Origin of the sequence: Paenibacillus sp. ov031, from assembly GCF_900143165.1 — a bacterium.
Lineage (GTDB): Bacteria > Bacillota > Bacilli > Paenibacillales > Paenibacillaceae > Paenibacillus > Paenibacillus marchantiae.
In genome coordinates this window covers 322,299-344,202 of the sequence record NZ_FRDO01000007.1, presented here as the reverse complement: position 1 = coordinate 344,202, position 21,904 = coordinate 322,299, and the positions used below count along the sequence as shown (strand labels likewise).

Annotated in this window: 32 protein-coding genes and 1 tRNA gene; 24 read left to right on the top strand and 9 right to left on the bottom strand. The window is 43.4% G+C overall.

All coding sequences use genetic code 11. The features are described 5' to 3' along the window. Nucleotides 1-20: 20 nt before the first annotated feature. Entirely contained in the window at nt 21-1,736 is a 1,716-nt protein-coding gene (locus BUA17_RS25370) for an ABC transporter ATP-binding protein (protein ID WP_063565539.1), read from the top strand. 155 nt (nt 1,737-1,891) lie between these two features. Here the strand turns inward: BUA17_RS25370 and BUA17_RS25365 are convergent, their stop codons facing one another. After that, nucleotides 1,892-3,694: an AraC family transcriptional regulator gene (locus BUA17_RS25365; protein ID WP_072735379.1), complete on the bottom strand. Its 1,803-nt coding sequence runs from the start codon at nt 3,692-3,694 to the stop codon at nt 1,892-1,894. Between the two features lie 216 nt (nt 3,695-3,910). Beyond that, complete coding sequence (locus BUA17_RS25360; RefSeq protein ID WP_072735378.1) at nt 3,911-4,906, bottom strand: ABC transporter substrate-binding protein; 996 nt, start codon at nt 4,904-4,906, stop codon at nt 3,911-3,913. Nucleotides 4,907-5,072: 166 nt separating this feature from the next. On the opposite strand from BUA17_RS25360, the gene BUA17_RS25355 reads away from it, so the two are divergent. From BUA17_RS25355 to BUA17_RS25330, 7 genes are all read left to right on the top strand, one after another. Next, nucleotides 5,073-5,396 (top strand): hypothetical protein, encoded by a 324-nt coding sequence (locus BUA17_RS25355; protein WP_240321449.1) that lies wholly within the window; start codon nt 5,073-5,075, stop codon nt 5,394-5,396. A 104-nt stretch (nt 5,397-5,500) separates the two neighbouring features. Next, nucleotides 5,501-5,884 carry a hypothetical protein gene (locus BUA17_RS31000; protein WP_139295732.1) on the top strand — a complete coding sequence of 128 codons (384 nt, stop codon included), beginning with the start codon at nt 5,501-5,503 and terminating at the stop codon, nt 5,882-5,884. After that, the gene (locus BUA17_RS30995) at nt 5,877-6,080 is read left to right on the top strand and encodes a hypothetical protein (RefSeq protein WP_139295731.1); all 204 of its coding nucleotides are present in this window, start codon (nt 5,877-5,879) and stop codon (nt 6,078-6,080) included. Before BUA17_RS31000 ends, BUA17_RS30995 begins: the two co-directional genes overlap by 8 nt. A gap of 35 nt (nt 6,081-6,115) precedes the next feature. Beyond that, nucleotides 6,116-6,508 (top strand): DUF5071 domain-containing protein, encoded by a 393-nt coding sequence (locus BUA17_RS25345; protein ID WP_079694232.1) that lies wholly within the window; start codon nt 6,116-6,118, stop codon nt 6,506-6,508. 286 nt (nt 6,509-6,794) lie between these two features. Then, complete coding sequence (locus tag BUA17_RS25340) at nt 6,795-6,974, top strand: ribbon-helix-helix protein, CopG family (protein ID WP_063565545.1); 180 nt, start codon at nt 6,795-6,797, stop codon at nt 6,972-6,974. A gap of 144 nt (nt 6,975-7,118) precedes the next feature. After that, entirely contained in the window at nt 7,119-7,394 is a 276-nt protein-coding gene (locus tag BUA17_RS25335) for a DUF6809 family protein (protein ID WP_063565546.1), read from the top strand. A gap of 47 nt (nt 7,395-7,441) precedes the next feature. After that, nucleotides 7,442-8,461 (top strand): VanZ family protein, encoded by a 1,020-nt coding sequence (locus BUA17_RS25330; protein WP_244552224.1) that lies wholly within the window; start codon nt 7,442-7,444, stop codon nt 8,459-8,461. 111 nt (nt 8,462-8,572) lie between these two features. Here the strand turns inward: BUA17_RS25330 and BUA17_RS25325 are convergent, their stop codons facing one another. After that, entirely contained in the window at nt 8,573-9,475 is a 903-nt protein-coding gene (locus BUA17_RS25325) for a manganese catalase family protein (protein ID WP_064636522.1), read from the bottom strand. A gap of 229 nt (nt 9,476-9,704) precedes the next feature. Here BUA17_RS25325 and BUA17_RS25320 point away from each other — a divergent pair, with 229 nt between their 5' ends. From BUA17_RS25320 to BUA17_RS25305, 4 genes are all read left to right on the top strand, one after another. Then, a complete protein-coding gene (locus tag BUA17_RS25320) occupies nt 9,705-10,001 on the top strand; it encodes a hypothetical protein (RefSeq protein ID WP_072735375.1) in 297 nt (98 codons plus the stop codon). Nucleotides 10,002-10,055: 54 nt separating this feature from the next. Further along, nucleotides 10,056-10,376, top strand: coding sequence for a DUF3889 domain-containing protein (locus BUA17_RS25315; RefSeq protein WP_064636525.1), 321 nt, complete (start codon nt 10,056-10,058; stop codon nt 10,374-10,376). A gap of 169 nt (nt 10,377-10,545) precedes the next feature. After that, a complete protein-coding gene (locus BUA17_RS25310; RefSeq protein ID WP_064636528.1) occupies nt 10,546-10,758 on the top strand; it encodes a hypothetical protein in 213 nt (70 codons plus the stop codon). Further along, nucleotides 10,752-11,033, top strand: a complete 282-nt coding sequence (locus BUA17_RS25305; RefSeq protein WP_063565552.1) for a hypothetical protein — start codon at nt 10,752-10,754, stop codon at nt 11,031-11,033. Before BUA17_RS25310 ends, BUA17_RS25305 begins: the two co-directional genes overlap by 7 nt. A gap of 60 nt (nt 11,034-11,093) precedes the next feature. Here BUA17_RS25305 and BUA17_RS25300 read toward each other — a convergent pair whose 3' ends face one another. From BUA17_RS25300 to BUA17_RS25290, 3 genes are all read right to left on the bottom strand, one after another. After that, nucleotides 11,094-11,330: a DUF3892 domain-containing protein gene (locus BUA17_RS25300; protein WP_063565553.1), complete on the bottom strand. Its 237-nt coding sequence runs from the start codon at nt 11,328-11,330 to the stop codon at nt 11,094-11,096. A 110-nt stretch (nt 11,331-11,440) separates the two neighbouring features. Continuing rightward, on the bottom strand, nt 11,441-11,884 hold the full coding sequence (locus BUA17_RS25295; protein WP_063565750.1) for a GNAT family N-acetyltransferase: 444 nt from the start codon (nt 11,882-11,884) through the stop codon (nt 11,441-11,443). A 236-nt stretch (nt 11,885-12,120) separates the two neighbouring features. Further along, complete coding sequence (locus BUA17_RS25290; protein ID WP_063565554.1) at nt 12,121-12,375, bottom strand: hypothetical protein; 255 nt, start codon at nt 12,373-12,375, stop codon at nt 12,121-12,123. 144 nt (nt 12,376-12,519) lie between these two features. Between BUA17_RS25290 and BUA17_RS25285 the strand changes: the two genes are divergently transcribed. Beyond that, a tRNA-Val gene (locus BUA17_RS25285) sits at nt 12,520-12,592 on the top strand. A gap of 354 nt (nt 12,593-12,946) precedes the next feature. On the opposite strand, the gene BUA17_RS31915 is transcribed toward BUA17_RS25285, so the two are convergent. After that, on the bottom strand, nt 12,947-13,075 hold the full coding sequence (locus tag BUA17_RS31915) for a hypothetical protein (RefSeq protein ID WP_280174373.1): 129 nt from the start codon (nt 13,073-13,075) through the stop codon (nt 12,947-12,949). 159 nt (nt 13,076-13,234) lie between these two features. Here BUA17_RS31915 and BUA17_RS25280 point away from each other — a divergent pair, with 159 nt between their 5' ends. Next, a complete protein-coding gene (locus BUA17_RS25280) occupies nt 13,235-13,609 on the top strand; it encodes a hypothetical protein (RefSeq protein WP_072735374.1) in 375 nt (124 codons plus the stop codon). Between the two features lie 142 nt (nt 13,610-13,751). On the opposite strand, the gene BUA17_RS25275 is transcribed toward BUA17_RS25280, so the two are convergent. Further along, the gene (locus BUA17_RS25275; RefSeq protein WP_063565556.1) at nt 13,752-14,087 is read right to left on the bottom strand and encodes a winged helix-turn-helix transcriptional regulator; all 336 of its coding nucleotides are present in this window, start codon (nt 14,085-14,087) and stop codon (nt 13,752-13,754) included. 127 nt (nt 14,088-14,214) lie between these two features. On the opposite strand from BUA17_RS25275, the gene BUA17_RS25270 reads away from it, so the two are divergent. The 3 genes from BUA17_RS25270 to BUA17_RS25260 all read left to right on the top strand — a co-directional run bounded on the left by BUA17_RS25270 (nt 14,215) and on the right by BUA17_RS25260 (nt 16,854). Further along, nucleotides 14,215-15,411 carry an NADH-dependent flavin oxidoreductase gene (locus BUA17_RS25270; RefSeq protein WP_072735373.1) on the top strand — a complete coding sequence of 399 codons (1,197 nt, stop codon included), beginning with the start codon at nt 14,215-14,217 and terminating at the stop codon, nt 15,409-15,411. Between the two features lie 221 nt (nt 15,412-15,632). Then, entirely contained in the window at nt 15,633-16,052 is a 420-nt protein-coding gene (locus BUA17_RS25265) for an organic hydroperoxide resistance protein (protein ID WP_064636540.1), read from the top strand. Between the two features lie 241 nt (nt 16,053-16,293). After that, nucleotides 16,294-16,854: a YdhK family protein gene (locus tag BUA17_RS25260; protein ID WP_072735372.1), complete on the top strand. Its 561-nt coding sequence runs from the start codon at nt 16,294-16,296 to the stop codon at nt 16,852-16,854. Between the two features lie 165 nt (nt 16,855-17,019). Here the strand turns inward: BUA17_RS25260 and BUA17_RS25255 are convergent, their stop codons facing one another. After that, entirely contained in the window at nt 17,020-17,700 is a 681-nt protein-coding gene (locus BUA17_RS25255; protein ID WP_072735371.1) for an SDR family NAD(P)-dependent oxidoreductase, read from the bottom strand. Nucleotides 17,701-17,896: 196 nt separating this feature from the next. Here BUA17_RS25255 and BUA17_RS25250 point away from each other — a divergent pair, with 196 nt between their 5' ends. From BUA17_RS25250 to BUA17_RS25220, 7 genes are all read left to right on the top strand, one after another. Beyond that, the gene (locus BUA17_RS25250) at nt 17,897-18,484 is read left to right on the top strand and encodes a TetR/AcrR family transcriptional regulator (RefSeq protein ID WP_072735370.1); all 588 of its coding nucleotides are present in this window, start codon (nt 17,897-17,899) and stop codon (nt 18,482-18,484) included. 68 nt (nt 18,485-18,552) lie between these two features. Then, nucleotides 18,553-18,732: a hypothetical protein gene (locus BUA17_RS25245; RefSeq protein ID WP_064636548.1), complete on the top strand. Its 180-nt coding sequence runs from the start codon at nt 18,553-18,555 to the stop codon at nt 18,730-18,732. A 188-nt stretch (nt 18,733-18,920) separates the two neighbouring features. Next, nucleotides 18,921-19,535: a TetR/AcrR family transcriptional regulator gene (locus tag BUA17_RS25240; protein ID WP_072735369.1), complete on the top strand. Its 615-nt coding sequence runs from the start codon at nt 18,921-18,923 to the stop codon at nt 19,533-19,535. 6 nt (nt 19,536-19,541) lie between these two features. Further along, complete coding sequence (locus tag BUA17_RS25235) at nt 19,542-20,282, top strand: SDR family oxidoreductase (protein ID WP_072735368.1); 741 nt, start codon at nt 19,542-19,544, stop codon at nt 20,280-20,282. A gap of 101 nt (nt 20,283-20,383) precedes the next feature. Next, nucleotides 20,384-20,581: a hypothetical protein gene (locus BUA17_RS25230; RefSeq protein ID WP_072735367.1), complete on the top strand. Its 198-nt coding sequence runs from the start codon at nt 20,384-20,386 to the stop codon at nt 20,579-20,581. A 228-nt stretch (nt 20,582-20,809) separates the two neighbouring features. Then, nucleotides 20,810-21,364: a hypothetical protein gene (locus tag BUA17_RS25225; protein WP_063565565.1), complete on the top strand. Its 555-nt coding sequence runs from the start codon at nt 20,810-20,812 to the stop codon at nt 21,362-21,364. A gap of 97 nt (nt 21,365-21,461) precedes the next feature. Next, entirely contained in the window at nt 21,462-21,779 is a 318-nt protein-coding gene (locus BUA17_RS25220) for a DUF1292 domain-containing protein (RefSeq protein WP_063565566.1), read from the top strand. The last annotated feature ends 125 nt before the right edge of the window (nt 21,780-21,904 follow it).

The window sequence follows — 21,904 nt, the reverse complement described above, 5'->3', positions numbered from 1 at the left end:
TATAAGGAGGACTTCAGTCCATGCTTCGCCGTTTCTTTGCCTATTACAGGCCTTACAAAAAGCTGTTCATTCTGGACTTTAGCTGCGCGATTTTCGTAGCTCTGCTAGAACTGGCCTTCCCGCTGGCAGTCAATAGAGTCGTGGATGACCTTTTGCCAGGGGGACGCTGGGACTGGATATTATGGGCATGTCTTGCGCTGCTCGCGATTTATCTATTAAACTCGTTCCTCAACTTTGTTGTTACATACTGGGGACATAAGCTTGGTATTAATATCGAGACCGATATGCGTAAGGCACTTTTCAATCATGTACAGAAGTTATCATTCCGTTTCTTTGACAATACCAAAACCGGACACCTGGTTTCTCGTATGACCAATGACCTGATGGATATCGGCGAGATTGCCCATCATGGTCCGGAGGATGTATTTATCGCAGTAATGACGTTGATCGGTGCATTCAGCATCATGATGAGCATTAACGGAAATCTGGCCGTGTTAACATTTATTATCGTGCCGCTCATTATTTATCTATCCTTGTATTTTGGCAGCAAGATGTCCAAGGCATTTAGCCGAATGTTCGGAGATATAGCAGATTTCAACGCACGTGTAGAAAACAATGTAAGTGGTATTCGCGTGGTTCAGGCTTTTGCTAATGAAGAGCATGAAAAAGCACAATTCGCTGTAAACAACAGCCGTTTCCGTCAAACCAAACTGATCGCGTACAGAATCATGGCCTGGAACTCTTCCATCAGTTACATGCTGATGAAGCTGGTATCCCTCTTTGTACTGGTATGCGGCACATGGTTTGTCATTCAAGGCAGTATGAGCTATGGTCAATTTATTGCATTTATTATGCTGTCCAATGTGTTTCTTACACCCATTCAGAAGATCAACTCCGTTATTGAGACGTATCCAAAAGGGATTGCGGGTTTCAAACGTTATACGGAATTGCTCGATATGGAGCCGGACGTTGAAGATCGACCGGGTGCCACTACGGTATCTCATCTGCGTGGAGATATCCGATATGAGCAGGTGACCTTTGGCTATTCGGATCAGGAGCCTGTTCTGAAAGGGATTGATCTGAATATTCACGCTGGTGAAACAGTGGCCCTTGTTGGACCATCGGGTGCAGGGAAAACAACGCTGTGCAGTCTGCTGCCTCGTTTCTATGATGTGCTGGAAGGTCGCATCACGATCGATGGTCAGGAGATTCAAGACATGACGCTGGATTCATTGCGCAGTCAGATCGGAATTGTTCAGCAGGACGTGTTCCTGTTCGATGGAACCGTTCGTGAGAATATTGCGTATGGCAAGCTGGATGCAACAGAAGAAGAAATCTGGATGGCAGCTCGTCGTGCACAGATGGAAACACTGATCACATCCATGCCGGAAGGAATGGACACGTTAATTGGTGAACGCGGTGTGAAACTGTCCGGCGGACAGAAACAGCGTTTGTCCATTGCACGTATGTTCCTGAAGAATCCTCCGATTCTAATTTTGGACGAAGCTACATCTGCATTGGATACTGAGACAGAAGCAGCGATCCAGCAATCCCTTGCGGAATTGTCCGAAGGACGGACTACCCTGGTTATTGCCCACAGATTGGCTACGATCAAAAATGCGGATCGCATTATTGTTGTTGCCGAGCAAGGGATTACTGAGCAGGGCAGACACGAAGAATTGCTTGAAGCAGGTGGAGTATACAGTCGTCTGCATTATGCACAGTTCGGTGCCTGAACGTAACAGAGAGTTTGTGAACGTAATATAAGAAAGCTGCATAAGGAGTAAAAAATAACGCCTTCGTCTACTCATGATCCTGAGTAAGCAAAGGCGTCTTTTCTACTTTTTAATATCACGTTGTGCCAGCTGGCAAGAGAACTGAATCATGCAAACTAAGTCAGCGGATGGTTTAAAATACGTGGCATGACTTTGAGCAAACGATCTCTTGTGATCGGGTCATCGAAGTTCCATTTGGCGTTTGTAGTATACGTGTGTGCACGAACAGAGGCGGGTAGCTCGGCCCAGCTGGTCTGATTGAGAAGTTGTCGCAGATGGGCGTCATGACGACGGTTGCTGGAGGTTAATACGAACAGGCGGTCACCTGCATAGTCGGCCACTTCATGCTTCTGAATTTTGAGAAAACGAACATCGTTCTTCATCAGGGAAGCCACGGTATCGGGAGGGCTGAACCCAAGGGGATGATAGAGTGTCAGTGGGAACCCCTGAACCCCCATCACATACCACTCTCCATCCAGCTCAAGCAGCACGCTTGCTGTTTCTCCCGTGCCTGTACTTCCGCCAAGGCGTCTCCACATATGTTCGTGTTTTTCTTCATAGTGGGCAATCCACTGTTCCGCTTTCTGCTCTTCACCCACATGTTTGGCAATACAGCGCAGTTGCTCGGCTGTATTGCTTGCCGGATTGATGGTCAATGTGGGCGCCACCTGCTCAAGCAATTCTCTCATCACGTCCGAACGGTGCTCATAGACAATAAGGTCAGGTTCCAGACCAGCGATAGCGGAAGCATTGTTGATTACACCCACATCTTCAATGTGCTGCAGTTGGTTCCGGTACACGACTTGATGACGGATAATGGTGAGCTCTGCGCCAACGGGCCGAATTCCCAGTGTCAGCATGTGTCCGACCATACTGCCCATCGTGACAATTTTGGGAGAGTGTGTTGTCGGTTTAGACTGCACAGGGTTAACAGCAACGGGCAGAATTGATGGAAAGGATGAAACAAGTGCATTAGTTGCATTAGGTGCATTCTCTGAGTCGGATGGTGCCAGTGAGGGGGAAGCGGACGATATGTTTTCCGAGTCAGAGTCAGGTGAAGTTCGGGATACGTTCCAAGTGGATAAGAAATTCCTGTCGCTTCGATGCTGACGAACATATTGTTTGGGTGAAAACCCCGTCATCTGGCTGAATCGCCGATTGAAATAGTACTCATCGCTGAACCCTACGCTGCGAGCGATCTCACGTAAAGGATCATCTGTGCGCATCAGCAGAGTCTTGGCCTGTTCGATTCGTAAGCGGGTAATATAGTCCAGCGGCTTATATCCCGTTATGCTCTGGAATCGTGAACTATATTGTGAGCGTCCCATACTGGCCTGAGTTGCAAGCTGTTCAACTGTAATTGATTCTGTGTAATGCCGCCCAATGTATTGAATGGTGGCGCGCACCGATTCGTCTGGATGAGTACTTTTGCGAACAGTTTGAGCATTTTCCAGCAGAAGCACGATCATTTCCTGTAAAATAATCTGTTGTCTGAACTGTTGCATCTCATCTGATGCGTTTTCCCCAAATCCAACATGTTGTTCAAGCAAATGAACATATTGAGAGAACGGACGAATAGGTATAGGCTGTCCGTAAGGAAAAAGACGGTCCAAGGCAGATGCCGGTTCCTTGCTACCTCTGGCAAACACGTCAAAAGAGATATAGATTCCGTCTAACTGTCCATCACCGGTTAATTGAATCTGACTCTGGGGATGCAGGAGCATGGTGGTTCCTTTTTTGACGGGTACAGGGATGTCCTGTACATATAAAGTTCCTTTTCCCGAAGTAAACGAGAGCAGGGAATGCTTTTCAAGAACGGAGGAGATGCTCGGTGTCAGCAGTTTGCTGAGCAAATGGGATCGCGAGTTGGCATAGGATAGGGACAGAAGATCCGGAGTATTCTGGGTAGGTCGTCTCAACACGGAATCCTCTTTTCATAGCATATTTATTGAGAATAGTTATCAATTATAGTTGATTGTATATAAAGGAGCACTTTTTTTCAATGGCAAATAACCGGAGGCTCCTGTGTGTCAGGAACTGCACCGGTCATGAGTGGAGGGCAGTAGCCCTACAGATAATGCTTCTCTAGCAAAATGGTTTATCCTGAAGATCCTAACGCTTCTTGAATTGATGTGTTATTTTCCTAGTATGGAAGGCAGTTCGTCCATCAGTCGTTCTTTGGTAATCGGATCATCAAAGTTCCACTTGGTATTAAGATAGTAGACTTTATTGTTTTTAACAGCCGGGATGGACTTCCAGATGTCGGTCGTCATGATGGAGTCACTGTTATTTCGCTCTTCCTCTGATAGATCCGTGAGGACAAACAAGTATTCACCTGCATATTCCGGCAGCAGCTCGCTGGAGATGTTGGCAAAACGTTCATTTTTATCAATCAAGGATTCTTTAACTTTGGGAGCAGGGGTGAATTGCAATGTATCATACACAGTTTCGGCAAGTGCGCTGTTGCCCATCACGTACATATCTTTGCCAAGCTGGAGAAAGACGGATGCGGTTACACCTGTGGGCAAATCAAGCTGATTTCGTACTTGCTCGGATTGCTCTGCATAGGTTTTAATCCATTCCTCGGCTGCTTGCTCTTTCCCTAGAATGTCACCGAAGACTTTCACACGTTCATTGGTTGATAGACGGTCATAGGTTACTGTCGGAGCAATCTTCGATAACAAAGTATATTGGTTCTCTTCATAATAACTGCCGCCAGCATCCAGCAGGATCAGATCAGGACTTAATGAAGTGATTTTCTCCAGATCGCCTTGCAAGTCGCCTACATCTTCAATCCCATCCAGCAATTCGGGATAAGCGATCTGATCACCAATGATGCCTAGGGCTGCACCTACTGGTTTAACATCCAGGGCAAGCAAATCTCCCAGATCACTGCCTGTGAAAATAATACGTTTCGCGTTGACCGGAATCTCTACCGTGTGGCCCAGGGAGTCGGTGTAACTCTTGGTTTCACTTTGTTCGGACTGCGCTCGAGTTGAGGTGGTCGATTCACCTGATTCTGCTTCAGCGGTCGTAGTGGGTGGTTCTGCTTTGCTGCCACAGGCAGATAGCAGTGCACCAATCAGGGTAATCATGAGTATAAGGGTACCGAGCTTACGTGTTGCGTTCATCGTTATGGTTCCTCCCGCATAGGTTACTTATTAGATAATGATAATCATTATCAATTTAGTTCGAATGTGATCAGTTTATCGAAAGCGGGTTGGCAGTACAATGGACAAACAGGCGGAAATCCTTTGTACAAAAATAAAACGATTCTAAGTGGAGGAGGCGAACGTTATGAACATTATGCTGGAAATTCTCATGACTTGGCTCATATTGATTTTGATTCTAACCATCTTGGTGCAAGGTATTAGAAAGAATTCGAAGGAAGGAGCCAAATCCGTCTTCAGACGTTGGGGAGGACTATTGATTGGATTATTTGTTGTAGGGACTGTACCTTTGGGCTTTGCGATGTATACAGAGTGGGGTGTAGAGCGGCTGGATGCCAACATTGGATTGGGACTGGCTTTGTTTTTTACCTGGGCATACTGTGCCCTCTTGTTATGCGTGGCATTAGTGATCTGGGGGAGGTACTGGTACAAGCAATACGGGAAGAAGTGATTTTGTTGCCCGCATGATTATGATAAACGTATGTTTGCATGCAACAATCAGCATATATTGAACGTTGAAGGTAGAAATAGGTGTTAATAAAGGGGGATTTACATATGTCCCATCTTCGTCGAGTTCTGATATCGCTCTCAATCCTGATCGTATGCCTTACTGGATGTTCAGGACATATCGATTGTAATTCAGTTCAAACTCAAGCGAATACACCAAGTGAAGATGGATTCACTGGTTATGTGGTTGCCCGCGAAGGCAATTCCATTCTAGTGGTTGATCCTGCATATGAAGACTTCGGTGCGAACAAAGGAGAAAGTCGGTATTATCCGGCAAAATGGTTCTCCAATGCGCCTAATCCGCAGATCGGCTCCTATGTTGAGAATCTGGACGGATGGCAGCCCGGAAAATCAGCCCTATCCCGGTCAGGCCAGAGCGGAAACGATTGCTGTATCCTGTCCGGCCACCCCAGATGGTGCTCATATGAGTGAGGCGGATGCCATCCGGGCTGGATTGTACTCATCAGACGGAGAGCAAGTACGTATTCCTGTAATTGAGAATGTCGATTTTAATGAGGATATAGGAACATGGACCATTCGTATGCGAGATGCAATGTCAACGTCGGATACTCAGGATCCAATAGAAGTAAAAGTAGAAGACATTGAGCCATTAGGGGAGCAGGAGTAAGGATGTAGGATTTCAATGTTGGATGAAAAGAGGAGATAGGTCTGAATGTTAGAGAATGGCTTCCCCGCGACAAGTCTGATTTTGAAGCGGTGCGTAAGTTAAGTGAATTAGGTAATGAAGAGTTGCGAGATATCATTCCTGAGCTTACGGAGTGGTTGCAGGATGGGAATTGGCCCATTTTCAGATCCGTAGAAGATTTACTTTTAAGATTTGGAGAAGAACTTATTCCTCATATTCAAAATGTATTTAAAATAAGAGACTCTACATGGGAATATTTTATGCTGACGGGACTAATTAGTAGATTGCCTTCTAAATATTTGATTATGTTAAAGGGCGATTTAGAAAGAATATTAGAAAATCCTACGGAGGATGAGATGCTTGAGAAATTGGATGAGGTTATAATACCATTGCTGAATAAAATACAATAACAAGCAGTTCAGTGATTCAGGAAAGTTCATATTGAGGAGCAGCCCTTAACAACCTTGAACGGCTTAATGCCTTTCAGGGTTGTTTTTTTGTCAAAAACAGATCCGTACTTTAAAGTACAAGTCATAGCTACATATAACATGAGTGATATTTTTTCTGAGTTGAACTGACGATCTACATGTATTTAATTTGGAAGCCACAAAATAAAGAACGTATGTTTTACAAATGAATTGACTTTTTGTCCTGACAATAATACATTAATGTCAGGACAAAAAAAGAGGTGAAGCGATGTCCTCCAAAAAGATGGGGCGTCCTAAATCTGACAAACCCAAAAGCAAGACGATCGAGATACGTGTCGATGATGAAATTATGAACAAGCTCGATGCTTCGGCTGAGAAGCTGAATACGAACCGATCAGACATCGTTCGCAAAGGGATTGAGAAGATTTACGACGAACTCCAAAAATAAAAAAAAGAAAGCAGCGTTCGTCCCACGAAGAACAGCGCTGCTTCCTATCCCGCAATCACTATCAATGAGCTGACTGCATAAATATCCTACCATGTGCAGAACGCTCATTCAAGTCGATGCGAATCCATTTCTGGGAGGATGCACATGAATTCAATTCTGGAAGCACTTTATAGCGGGCGACTTCGCCCGGATGAGACGATGATGCCGACACATCCTGAATACCAATTATTAGGGCGGCAAATTGCGTCTCTGACGGAACAATGGAAGAATCGATTGAGCGAGGGAGAATTCCGTGAGCTAGAACAGTTGTTTGACTTGTGTGGTCAATGTGATGGTATGCATAGCGAAGCTGCATTTGTTCAGGGATTTCGACTGGGGGCCAACATGCTGATCGAAGTGATGAGTCATGAGTCAACGTGAGTCCTGCAAATTGTAGTGTAGGAATGATTTGATGATGTAGAAGTTTATTGAAAAAAGAAGGTGTGATTTTGATTTTGTATCAAGGAAAGTCAAGAAAATTCATCATTGTATTGTTATCGTTGTATACTTGTTTAACATTGTATTTCTTATTCCTGGGCTTCGATAGAAGCTCGGCCAGTCCTGATCAGGGCTGGCGATACAGCTTCACCCCTGAAGGAATTCCTTTACATTTTCCAATGGGGAGAGATTTTAAGATATGGTTTTTTGAAATGGGGAACTTTGTAGCATTCATCCCCTTCGGGATGGTCATTCCGCTCCTCTTTCGCTGTGGGTTTATTCGCTTTATCAGCATATTCATTCTCTGCATTACGATGTTAGAGACAGTGCAAATGATCTCCCGTTTAGGTGCGTTTGATATAGACGATATCCTGATTAATACTTTAGGGGCTGCCGTTGGATATGGAGCACAGCGGATAGTAAAGCATCATCGGAATACATTAAAAGGACTTATTCGAATCTTCCTGACAGCGATTATTTTTTCAATAGGTACGATCACTGTTGTTGGCGGCCTCAATCATTATTTAGATAACGTTGACGGAAAAAGTGTTGCACTGAATGAACTTGTTTCGAGCGATGGGGCTGTAGTATGGGATGAAGAACTCTCCAGTTTTACAGTAGGACAAACAAATGTCGAGCCTCAAATCAATCTGTACAGTAGAGAAAAACAAAAAACGAATGAGTTTTCATATCTCTTAAATAAAAAATACAAAAATATGAAAGGTTATTTCGCTATACCGGACGATGTTGTCCGAAGAACAAGCCATGAGACTATTACAATAAGCTTTATCGCCGATGGCACAGAAATTTATTCCTTGGTTGTATCAGCAAACAGCGGGGAGAACCATCCTGACTCTTTTCAAACTCCGTTAAAGGGAGTTAATGAACTGACTATAAAAGTAATAACCGATGGTTCAAATCCGGTGACCAATATAGTGATGTGGGACATTGCATTGACAGAGCCAAACACAGGGCAAAAGTTCATCAACAGCATTAAATCCATGTTTTAATATATCAATAATAGCCCTCGATCCTGCCACTGAAGCAGCAAGATCCGAGGGCTTAATCCATTTTCATGCCATATCAACAACAACTAATACATCCACTACAACAAAGCTTTCTTAATCCGCAATATTTCCCGCCATCTTCAGACGACGTGCAATTTCCTGGAAGTCTTCCTGCGAAATACCTGGTGCGAATTCTTCTTCCACCGCAGGAGCTTCAGGAATCGGATACCCTTCAGGTACGCCTTGAATGACTTCCAGCGGTTGTCCATCTTCGGGGTGTGTTCCTTTCCAGATCTGACTGATTGCAGTAAAGTCTTTATCACTATAGGTATACAGCTTAGTGTGTAGGCCCTTTTCTTCGTATTTCCAAGCCTCGTTAAAGGATTTGTTGCTCAAGGAGGGAATTGGCACCAATTTGGTTACATTCACTCCGGTTGCGATTTCAAGCGCTTTAGCATAAGCGACCACATGCACACCGCCGCGTACCAGCAAATAGCCAACAACTGCCCGGGCTGCGGGGTGATCGGTCATTTCATAAACTTTCATTTTATGTGTACGTGCTCCGCATTCAAGAAAAAAGTTATGCAGCAGATCTTCGACCAGATTTCCACTGTTAAAAACATGGGCGCCTGTCCATGGATTGCCCATGGAGTCGAAAGGCATTGCTCCCTGTGCGCCAGCCAGGAAATGATAGGATAGACGCGCATCCTTCACGGAACCAAGTGGTGTATCGTCAGGCTCTTTGTAATCAGTGGAACCTCTGAGGCATTTGTTAATGCCATGAGACACAAGCTCTACATGACCCAATTCTTCGGCGGTGATACTCATCACCAGATCGTAGAAGGGTTTCAATTTTTCTTTGGAGCGAAAATTAAAGGATTGATAGAGGTAGTTGTTCAACGTTGACATCTCTCCGAATTTACCACCCAGCAATTCTTGTATCGCTGCCGCTGCATTCGGGTCCGGTCTCTCGACATTAGGGATTTCAATTGCGATTTCATCCATACGTTTGAACATTCGGTGTAACCTCCTCGAAATGATTGTTCAGAATAATGAATTGATTCTGTCATGGCCTATTACACGTTTATCGAATACGCTAAACCCATAATTTTGCAATTGAGGCTTAAGGCGTATGTAGTTAAGTCTACATTTGTTATTTCCAATCCCGTGTTATTTATGTACAATCAGGACGAATGAAGTTAAGTATGGTTGTCATTATCTGATTTAAATGAAGGAGAAACTGAGAGTGCGCAAAAGTTGGATTATGGTAGGATGGGGTATCCTGCTGCTTGTCGTTTTTGGATGTAGCGATGTTACGGCAGCATATGCAGATTATCCGAGTGAGTTGGATCAACAAAGAAAAGATGAGCTTATAGAAAAGTACGGTTTGGAAAAGCCGGAAGATCCACCACCGCGTAATCTTTTATTGGAGGATGACTGGGGGATAAGCTTCAAATCACCAATCGAACGGTATAAGATGGCGATCAGTACGATTCAATCGCTCCAGCAACCGATTACGTTTATCCTTCGTCTACTGGTGTAAAATAAACTTCTACAGGGCAGGCTAACGTAAACATTGTCCCGAGGAGTGAATGATATGAGAATGCTCATCGTAGCCCTGATGACGGTGATACTAAGTTTAAGTGGACTAGCAACAAGTTCAGCAACTGCAATTCCGGATTATGCGAAGTGGGGAATCATTGCAGTGAAAGAAACACAAACCAAGTACAACGTGGATATTTTGGATTACAAACACATCGGTCGCACCTCACTAACAGCAGACCAATCCCGTGAACAGTTCAAGTTATGGGTACGTAACAAAGACGGTAAACAATTTGCTGTATTTGTGAATGTTGATTTTAATCCGTCTACCCAGCAGCTGAAAAAAGTACAATTCACGGAATCGGATCGACGTTGAACTGAACATGCACTGCATAGCAAGGCAGGATAGGAACCAGACTTCCCTATGAGAGGGAGTGAGTCTGGTTTTTTTATTTCAAAAAAATCCTTTTTTTAGTTGTTGAATAAAGAACTTATGTTCGCATATAATAATAAAACAAACACATGTTCTTATTGGAGGGATGATTATGCTAGGGAAATATATTGGTCAGATGGTGGAGCTCGTCTACATGGATCGTGCAGGGCATATTACACAGCGGCAGATTCGAATCAACAGTGTACGGGAAGGTAAGATTAGAGCATCCGCAGGGAAAGAAGGGGCACCCCGAACATTTCTTGAACAAGGTATTCTTGCATGGCGTCCCGTACTCCATAAGGAAGGGAAGGAAGAAATATGCTGAATGATTTTGAACGCAAAATTTTGCGTATTATTGTTAATTATGCGGGGCAGCGTCGTCGAGTACCACGAATGGATGAGCTGGAGAATAAGACGGGCAGAACCAAGGCGTTCATTCATGAGTCACTGCTGGAGCTTGAGCGCAGGCAGCATATTGTGTGGGAGAACAAGTCTACGCTGGAAGGCATACTAATTCTGCAAGCATGGGAGCAGGAATCACAGCCCATTCGCAAAAGCCAGCCTGCTGGCGATGCCGTGAAATATTTTACCGAATATTAAAACGTAAAAAACGCCAACCCGGAATGCCGGATTGGCGCCATGTTAATCAGCATACATCTATTAGAAGATAGGAAGTTGATCAAGGTTATTGGTTGGGTCGCCGTCTGCGTCACCGCGAATGTACATTTCGCCGTCTTTGCCTTTAAAGACATTCACACCTGCAATTGATCCTGCTTTTACTTCTGCCAGTGCTTGTTGGTAATCCAGCACACGTCCGGATGAAGTTTGAAACGCCGTCAGATCGCCGTCACCATTTTTTTGTACTGCTGTGAAGCTTTCGCGTGTCGTTTGATCCATGATGTCACACTCTCCTTATCTGACCAAATAGGAATCTGGTTACCTCTTTAGCCTGTCCGGATCAAAAAAAAGTATGCACAACATAGCTTCATATCGCACGCTGAGGTTATTTACAGGCTCTTTTGCATACGAACGTGCAGAATATCTGCATCATAAAAAGGCTCTTCCGAGATCACTTCATATCCGAGCTTCTCATAGAACTTCTGCGCCTGGCATTGTGCGTCCAAAACAGAGTAGGCCAATCCCAATTCGCGTGCTCGTTCTTCCATGGCTAACAGAAGCACACGTCCGTAACCGAACGAACGATGAGATTTGAGTACAGCGATACGCTGCATTTTGGCGGTATCCTTGGTGTAATAGATCAGACGCCCTGTGGCTACAGCCTGTCCATCTTTACTCAACAATACGTGATGCACATCAGGACTGATGATATCATATTGATCGATCTCAATGTCAGCAGGCACCTGCTGCTCGATTACAAAAACATGATTGCGAATATCCAATGCTTCCTGGAGTTGTTCTTCAGTCGTTACATAACTAATCTCAGCTGCCAATTCCATACCTTCTTTCTGCTCTACGCTATCAGACTGAATTATACAAAAAAATGCTTTTCCTGTATAGTTAAGACTGGAACATACTGGGAGAGGAGGGGCGCACCATGGGTATGGCAGGAGTGATGGCAATCACCCTTTTGATGGCGGCAGGAATGATTGCTTTGTTGTATTATGTGACTAAGAAGGCGTACTCCAAAAAGTGGGACGAAGACGAGTGAAATGCAATTTGATGTTCCTCAGGGTAAGACTTCAACATTGCCTTGTGGGGAGTAAACGTCATGCACAACAGACTTGGAATACACATCCAGCCAAACGGGCAGATCATCATTCACCTCATGGGGCTCTTTTAACTGTTGGAATTGTACTGTATGTTCATCCCGTTCCAAACTACAACCGACAGAAACGTATATTAATGCAACAAGCGCAATCAAACAGGCTAAGTTTTTGGCTATGATAAATAAACGCAGCTTACGTTCTTTCATGTTCCTCATATGGAAGTCACCTCGTCATCAAAATGGTAATCATTCCTTTATTGTGCACCAATTCAAATAAAATATTACCAATATAACGATTGACAATGAACACGGTTACTTGGTATGATACTGTTACTCGATTGGAAAACAATCAGATATCATGATCTGTTAGCTCAGCTGGGAGAGCACTATCTTGACAGGGTAGGGGTCAGTGGTTCGAGCCCACTACAGATCATACGCGAGAAGCCTTGCAGAGCAAGGCTTCTTTTCCTTATAGAAGAAACTACACTATAATTTTGTGTTCATTAAAGAGAAATGGTCAATTTTTGGTCAAGATCATGTTATTTTGCTAAGTATCTCGTTAATTAAATTGCTTTCTACAAGTTCTGTTATTGATTATCGTTAAAAAAATGCCAACGTCACATTAACTGTGAGTTGGTATTTTTTACGTTAACCGAAAAGAACAGTGTTTAACTTTTCAGCTGTTTCTTTTGCATGCGTATGTCGCATTCCGTGAAATTTAATTATTGGAATGTTCCAACAGAAACCAAAAGTATTTAATCACTTGGCAGAAATAATTATAAATCGACTATTTGCCGTCAAAAGCCTCCATAATGAGAAAATAACTGCTTATGATGCAGCGATCCAGCACCGGCAGAATTAAAATGAACAATTGCAGAATACCGGCGTTCTGATTATATATATAAAGTTTTCTCACTGTGTAACATTCCCTGATTGTAAGTGTTCATTTATATATAGGGAAATTAAAATTACAAACAAAGTTTTTCTCAAGTAAAGATCAGGGTGCATTTTCAAGCAGACCAAAAATAACTTGAATAAAACAACACTAATCATTCAACTTTAGGAGGATATTCTTATGAGAACGAAATCACTAAAATTAATTACAGTTGGTGTGATTTTTGCTTTAGGGATTGGAATAGGTGTCTATGGATGGGGAGCTGCATCTGCTAATACTAGTCCCTCTGAAGATCAAATGGAAATCAATGATAAAGGTGAAACATATGGTTCATTTGTTTATCATGATGGAAAAGAAATAGATTTAGTTAAGGCTATAGGTGTAAACGGAACGGAAGGTTACATCAAGACTTCAGATATGAATCAAGATTTGCCACAAACTCCCGAAGAAGCAATTCAGAGTATGAATGAACTAAAAGTCGATAAGTATATAAACTTGTACGATAGCAACGAGAATATTATCGGAAAATTTTTACTTGAGAGTTCAGAAGATTAAAACTAAACTACACTACTCCCCCAAAAGATGCTCTCCATAATGATTGCGAGCACTTTAAAATTCCAACAAGTAAATTCAGTTCACGTACTGCTCCACTTGTAGTATTCTACTGAGAATATACATAAAGCTTGCAGCAGTTTGACTAATTCTTCTGCAAATCAGCAAGATTCTGTCTACCCCAATCGCAGAGAATCTCCAGCACGGGCATCAGCGTTAATCCTTCACGAGACAAAGAGTATTCTACTTTTGGCGGTAATTGTGGGTACTCTGTACGGATGATTAATTGGTCGGCTTCTAGTTCCTTCAGTTGAGAGCTTAGCATTTTATGCGTAATTCCATCCAAAGCTCTTTTCAGTTCTCCATATCGCAATGTTTCTTTTTTCCATAACCAAAATAAGATATGCATTTTCCATTTTCCACCGATCAACGACATGGCATGTGAAAATGGTTTAACGTTTACTTCCTCAGCAATTTCCATATTCCACTCTCCTTTTAGTTAGTATCTACCTTTTAAGTGCATACTATACTCTTTTTTCACCCTACTATACAATAACTCATGAAACAGAGACAAGGGTGGACATGCCTAATAAAAGGAGAGAATATATATGGAAAATAGTAATCGTAATTTCTTGCAGCCTTATACATTTGCGAATGGTTTTACGTTGAAAAATAGAGTGGTCATGGCGCCAATGACAACAATGTCCAGTTTCTTCGATGGTTCCATCACCAATGATGAAGTCGATTATTATGCCGAACGGGCTGGAGGCCCTGGAATGATCATTACAGGTGTTGCGTACGTAACCGATGGGGGAAAAGGCTTCGAAGGTGAGCTCTCCATCGCAAGTGATTCTACAATCAAAGGACTGTCCAAAATTGCAAGAGCCATTCAGAAAGACGGAACGAAAGCCATTGTGCAAATCTTTCATGCAGGGCGCAAAACGAACTCCAAAACGCTAAGAGGTGTACAACCCACCAGTGCGAGTGCAATCGCTGCCGCTCATCCAATCGGCTCGGAGACGCCGCGTGAATTGACTCCTGAGGAAATCGAAAACATTATTAAGGACTTCGGCAGAGCAACCTTACGAGCCATTCAAGCTGGTTTTGACGGGGTAGAGCTTCACGGGGCCAACACATATCTGTTGCAGCAATTTTTCTCCGTCAATTCCAATCAACGGTCCGATCAGTGGGGTGGCAGTTTTGAAAATCGTATGCGATTTCCGCTGGCAGTCATTCAGGAGGTTGCATCGGTGATCGATGCTCATGCGGATAAACCCTTTATCCTCGGTTACCGGATTTCACCGGAAGAAATTCATATGCCGGGCATTCAGCTCGAAGACTCCTTGGCGTTTGCCCAGGCGCTGACAGACACTCGGGTTGATTACATTCATCTGTCGATGGGAAGTTACAAACGAACATCTTTAAACCACCCACATGATAAAGAGCCAATCTTGACTAAATTCGTCCGAGTTTTGGATCACAAAAAACCTCTGATTGGCATCGGATCGATTGAGCGGCCGGAAGACGCGGAAGAGGTCATCAACGCCGGGGCAACTTTGGCTGCACTCGGACGGGAATTGATTCGTGAGCCAAAATGGGTACAGAAGGTGAAAGCAGGTGACCTTGGCAGCATTCGTTACCAAATATCCCCGTCGGATATGGATGAGTTGCGCATTCCATTGGCGATGCAGACTTATCTGGAAGGTTCGTTTCGGGAGGTCATGCACTTTACTACCGACAGTCAGGAAGGGACTGACTACCAGAATTCACTTGCACCGATGGAGGGCTTTGAGAAGAAAATGTAAAAGCTAAACTATATTAGGTAGATTCAACTTTTGGATCAGTGATAGATATTTATCAATTACGGAGCAACCATTTCCTGCTATTACAAGAGGGAATGGTTGTTTTTAATTTTATAATAATGATTTACAAACACAATTAAATTGTGTACAATATAATTGTTAGCAAAACAAAAGAGACATCATCTTCACAAAATAAAATCTAAATTACAGAGGAGCCAATACTCATGAAAACATTATATGAAACTACAGTTATCAATACAGGTGGACGTCAAGGGATTGTGCAATCGCCAGATAACGTATTTATGCTTGATGTCGCTGCCCCACCTGAACTGGGAGGCAAAGTGACGACAGCTACGAATCCAGAGCAATTGTTTGCAGCAGGCTACAGTGCTTGCTTTAATTCAGCGCTGGAATTTCAGTTAAAGAAACACAAAGTCGAAATTGAGAGAAGCACAGTATCGGCTACGGTTATGCTTGTGACGGACCCTACGGATAATGGTGTGAAACTGGAAGTGGAACTTGAAGTTAAAATTGAGGGTTTGGATGAGGAGACAGCACAGAAATTTGTGAAACTTGCGCATGACTACTGCCCATATTCCAAAGGAATCAAAGGGAACGTCAATGTTACCGTGGGACTAGCCTAATTATTGAGCTGAGTCGATCGAACGGTTTCGTTTCGAACTTCGTGTTGAAGTCTGAAGCATGTATTTAAAATAATTTCTAAAAACTGAAGGCCTCCGAAAAATCGGAGGTTTTTTTGATATGCTCTTAATTCTGCAGCGATAACCAACCAAATAATAGATAAAGAAATCAATTACGGTTGAAATATACCCATATGGGGTATATTATAGGTGTAGAAATCGAAAGTTTAAAGGAGTGCAACTCATGAAAAAGTATGCAATAATATTGCTGACTACGGTGATCACGGGCAGTCTGATGTTAAGTGGATGTGGCAAGAATGCTGAGCAGGATAATAGCAGTAGTGACAGTCATGCAGCGAGCACAGGAGAGATGCACCACTCGGATTCGGGAGAATTACCGGAAGGACTTCAGGAAAAGAAAAATCCTACATATCCAGTGAGCAGCCATGTCGTGTTGAGTACGGACCATATGGCCGGAATGAAGGGTGCAGAAGCAACAATTGTGGGAGCCTATGAGACAACAGCTTATACAGTCTCGTATACACCAACTACAGGGGGAGACACTGTAAAAAATCATAAATGGGTCATTCAAGAGGAAATTCAGGACCATACGGATCAACCGTATGCAGCAGGAGCAGAGGTTGTGCTGAACGCTGACCACATGCCAGGAATGAAAGGTGCTAAGGCAACGATTGACTCCGCTGAGCAAACGACGGTATATATGGTTGATTATACCCCGACCACAGGCGGAGATCCGGTGAAGAATCATAAATGGGTCATGGAAGAAGAATTGTCTGCTAAATGAGAGAGCTTGAAGTAAGTGCCTGAAGTAATAGTTGTTAAGCCTCACATCCATGCGTATAACTTGTGTTAGTCATTATGTGATTACCAAAACCACCCTCCTCACTTTTTAAGTGAAAAGGGTGGTTTTATATATAACAACGCAAAACTATCTTTTGAAAATCTCCAGTTACCAGACAATCGTTTCTGGAGTAACACCAACCGGGAATGTTTCCTCAGCTTTATCTTTCTCCTCATACATATCATACCAAGCGTCAGCAATGTATTTAGGATCTGTTGGTGTATCCGGCTTGATGAATACACCCAAGGAGAGGTGACCCACATAAATGCCTTTCGGAGCGAGGTCCGTATGCAGATTGTTGGCATAGTTTCGTAATCCGCCCAAAGCAATCCCCACGTTACCCATCATCGGAATTGGATATATAGCGGAAAGCCCAGTGGTGAACAGAATCGCTCCAGTCTGACGTTCCAGCATAGCTGGTAATACCTGTTGCACACTATGAATTGCACCAAGTACCAGACCCTGGAACTGATCCAATGCATTATCCGCAGTAACATTCATGGCAGGTGTCGGAGGGAACTGTCCAACAGTAGGACTGAATTCGAGCACATCAATAAAACCGTACTTCTCTTTGATTTGGTCAAAAGCTTGTGTCAATTGTTCCGGGTTATATAGATCGGCTGCGAAGCCGGATGCTTCAATACCTTCTGATTTTAACTGGGCTGCCAGGTTATCGAGTTTGTCTTGGTGTCGTGATACCAGAGCTACTTGAAATCCGTTTTGTCCAAATTTCTGTCCTATAGCCATCCCGAGTCCGGGGCCTGCGCCAACAATGACGATGGTTTTCATATCATGTTTCTCCTTTTCATTCTTAGATTGTAAATAGTAGACTAGACAACTAAAGTAATGTAAACAACGCTTGTTGTTAAGCATGCTATACTAATCCAATCAGGCTTACAATCAGCAAAAATGCAGAATCGTTGCGTAGACAACAGTTCCTATATTTTTGTTGCGAACATTATACAAAAGGCGAGGAGACGTTCGAATGACGATTAAAAATAACCAGGATCCTCGTGTCATTCGGACACGTCAGCTCCTGCAGGATGCGTTCCTATCCCTATTGCAGCATCAGGACTTTGATTCTCTGACCGTGGGGGATATTACCGAAAAAGCTACGGTGAATCGAGCCACATTTTATGCACACTTCACCGATAAATTTGCCATTCTGGATTCGACCGTTACGTATTCATTCATGGAGAAATTGAATGATCGAATGGATCAGGGTGATACATTTAATGAAGAAGTTTTGAGAAAAATATTAACAGCCCTGTGTGAATTTCATGCTGAAGTCAGTACTCGCTGCGAACGAAGTTACAGGTCACTGGGAACCGTACTGGAACTTCAAATTAGAGAAAAAATCCAGATTATTATTTTGCAACTGTTGAATCGTCAGAAAACCTCCACACCGGGGCAGAACTCTCGTAAAGAGACAGCAGCAGTTCTGTTAAGCTGGGGGATGTATGGCGCGGCTTATCAATGGAACCTGCAGGGTCGGAACGTGCCTATGGAACAATGGATTAATGACACGCTTCCTCTACTGTTGTATGGAAATAGCATCTTTTTTGAAAATTAATAAATTTATGCTTATTTATGGGTTATAATGGAACCATAAGATTAAAGCTGCTGGAAAGGGGAATGTATATGATGGACTTTAGCAAGCCGCCCCATGCCTCAGAATCACATACACACAAACAGCGCCATGAAGAAAATGAACAACAGCTTTTAGCCGGAGGGAAAAGCATTTGGTGGGAAATTAGCAACTGGCTAATTCTCGCTGGGATTCTTGCGGTAATCTTCGTATTGTTTAAGTTCGTTTTCTAGAAAAAGAGAAACATTAAAACTTTGGATAAGGGCCATATTAAATGGGCTCTTTTTTTCTTTACGCTCTTACATATAAATCATCAAGCGAATAACAAATGACAAAAATAAATATTTGTCATTTGTTATTCGCTGTGTTAATCTAATTTCAACGGAGGTGACTTGAGGATGGTGTAACCATCTTAATTATTATGGAAAAGGACAAAACTTCTGAATTTTTAACCAAGGAACAAATTATTGGAGCAACGCAGGAAACTCTCCGGCGCTTCGGTGTTGCCAAAACATCTGTTACGGATGTCGCTAAATTGCTTGGAGTTAGTCACGGTACGATTTACAGGCACTATAAAAGCAAGAAAGAATTACTTGAAGGCGTGACCGCACAATGGCTCGAAGATGAGATTATTGCGCCTTTGACGGCAATAACTAAGGATCAGAGTTATAACGGAGAGGGAACACGTCATCTGAAAGTATATATAGAAGCATTAATTGCTCGTAAACGTCATTATGCCGAATCCGATGCAGAGTTGTTTGAGATGTACGCACGGGTAACTCAGGAATCCGCAGATATTATCAATAAACATGTGCAACATCTTGTACGTCATTTGAGTGAGATTATCCAGCAGGAGAACCATTTCCAATTTAACAACCCAGACGTGGTTGCAACGGCGATCCTTCAAGCTACAGCCCGTTTTCATCATCCGGCACACGCCTATGAATGGCAGAGCCCTACAATTGATGCGGAATTTGCACAGGTATGGTTGTTGATAGAAAAGGGATTATTACATTTTGAACAAGAGAGGGAGTAATCGTAAATGAAAAAGCTAGCAGGTAAAGTAGCCATTGTAACTGGCTCATCCCGGGGGATCGGACGTGCTATAGCAGAGCAACTCGCTGAATTGGGCGCGGATGTCGTCATTAACTACGCGAGCAGCCCAGACAAAGCAGAGCAGGTGGCAGATATTGCTCGCCAAAAAGGAGTCCGTGCCATTACCGTTCAGGCTGACCTTGCCCGAAAGGAAGATGTGGAGCGTTTATTTTCCGAAACGATTAGCCAGCTTGGAAAAGTTGATATTCTGATCAACAATGCAGGCATCATGAAGACAACGCCTTTGGCAGATGTGACGGAGGAAGAATTCGATCAGCAGTTTGCCATCAATGTGAAAGGTACATTTTTTGCTTGTCAGCAAGCATTGAAACACATGGAGGAGCAGGGCCGAATTGTTAACTTCTCCACTTCTGTAACCGGACAGATGTTTCCGGGATACAGCGTGTACGCAGGTACCAAAGGAGCAGTTGAACAGATTACTCGTCAGCTTGCAAAAGAATTTGGCTCCAGACAAATCACTATTAATGCTGTTGCACCAGGCCCGGTGAATACCGAGTTGTTTTCTGTAGGGAAGACGGAGCAACAGCTCGAAGGGCTACGTAAAATGAATGCATTTGGTCGTCTAGGTGAACCGGAGGACATTGCAAATGTGATCTCTTTCCTTGTCAGTGAAGAGTCGCAATGGGTTACAGGACAGACGCTGCGTACAAACGGCGGTTTCATTTAAACGATATCATGCACGAAGTTTATTGCTTTTGACACACAACCGGGCGAATCCCCATATGATGCATTACATCAGCAAGCAATTGGGGAAATGGGGAATCCGGGATGGCAAAAGCAAAGGGAAAAAAGGCTCCCGCGTTAAAGAGTGACAAACTTCGTGTATCCATGAAATTGGTTACTTCGGATGTATGTGAGCGTTGCAAGACCCCCTGTACACGAGGAATGGATTATGCAGCACGGATGCGAACCGATGGAGCTGTAGGCAAGGGCGTACCTTGTATATTGACTCGTCATACTTCGTAGTCCGCTTCATAATAAGTTTGACCTACAAGAAGTTCGTATAATTACGTATTGCCAACAACTATACTATAGGGGCGTCCTTTAACAGGGAACGCCTCTTTTTGATCGTTCCAAGGGGTGGAAAATATTCTGGATAAAAAATGAAAAATGATGAAAAACAGCGCAACTTTGTGGATGAACCTGCAGTATAAATGTACAACAGCTAGCAGCAGGGGAGGGAATATTGACGGAATGAAATGGAAAAGAATTTTGCTGTGTGTCACGGTATTCTCCTTGCTCGGCGGGTCTTTATTGTTTGCAGATTCAGTGAACGAGAAGATTCGGGTTCTCATTAACGGCAAGGAAGCAGCTGACGGTGGTTATCTGATCGACGGAACGACCTATGTACCTGTAAGAGAAGCGGGCGGAATCGCCAGATGGGATACCACAAACAAGAGAGTAACGGTTATCAAACCGAATGTACATATTTTTCTCTTCAAGGGAGATACCGTGTTTGGCAACGTGAACGTGGGTAAGTTGAAATTTAATGTGTTCTCACAAGTCGACAGTTTGACAACAGATATAGCTGCCGTGAAGGTGACGATTACCAATCCAAGTGGTGAGGTTAAGGATATTCAGTCTCAGGAGCTTAAGACACAGAAGGATAACTTCTGGTTCCGAACGTACGATTTTACGTATGATTTCAGCCGAGCTGGCAAGTATCAAGTCGGTTTTTATATTAAAGAAAATGCAAACAGTAATTATGTACTGGCAGCCGAGAAAATCATTACCGCGCTGAACGATTGAAGCAAAAATAACCTTGTCGGTTAAATTGACCTGGACCAATGAACATGTTACGATATGCAAGGTTACACAATTTCTATTTATAAAGCGAGGTATATCAATGAGCGATCACACACATGAACACGGCGATGCCTGCGGATGCGGTCAAGACCACGACCACGACCACGAGCATGAAGAAGTTCTTCTGACACTGACAGACGAGAACGGAAATGACGTGGAGATGGTTTTGGTGGAGACGTTTGACGTGGAGAAGCATGTTTATGCGCTCCTGCTGGAACGTAACAATCCTGAAGCTGACGGCATCATTCTGCGTATGGAAGAAGAAGACGAGGAAATGGTGCTCTACAATATTGAAGACGAAGAAGAGTGGACCCGTGTTGAAGCGGCGTACAACGAACTCGTTGCAAGCCAAGAATAGTCATCCTTTTGGAATAAAGCAAGAAGGCTCCTTAATTATAGGGGGCCTTTTGTTTGCTTTTTATTAGGTGTATATGCTGTTTTTTCTTGCGATAAGGATAGTGGAATAGGTGGAAAAATGCAAAC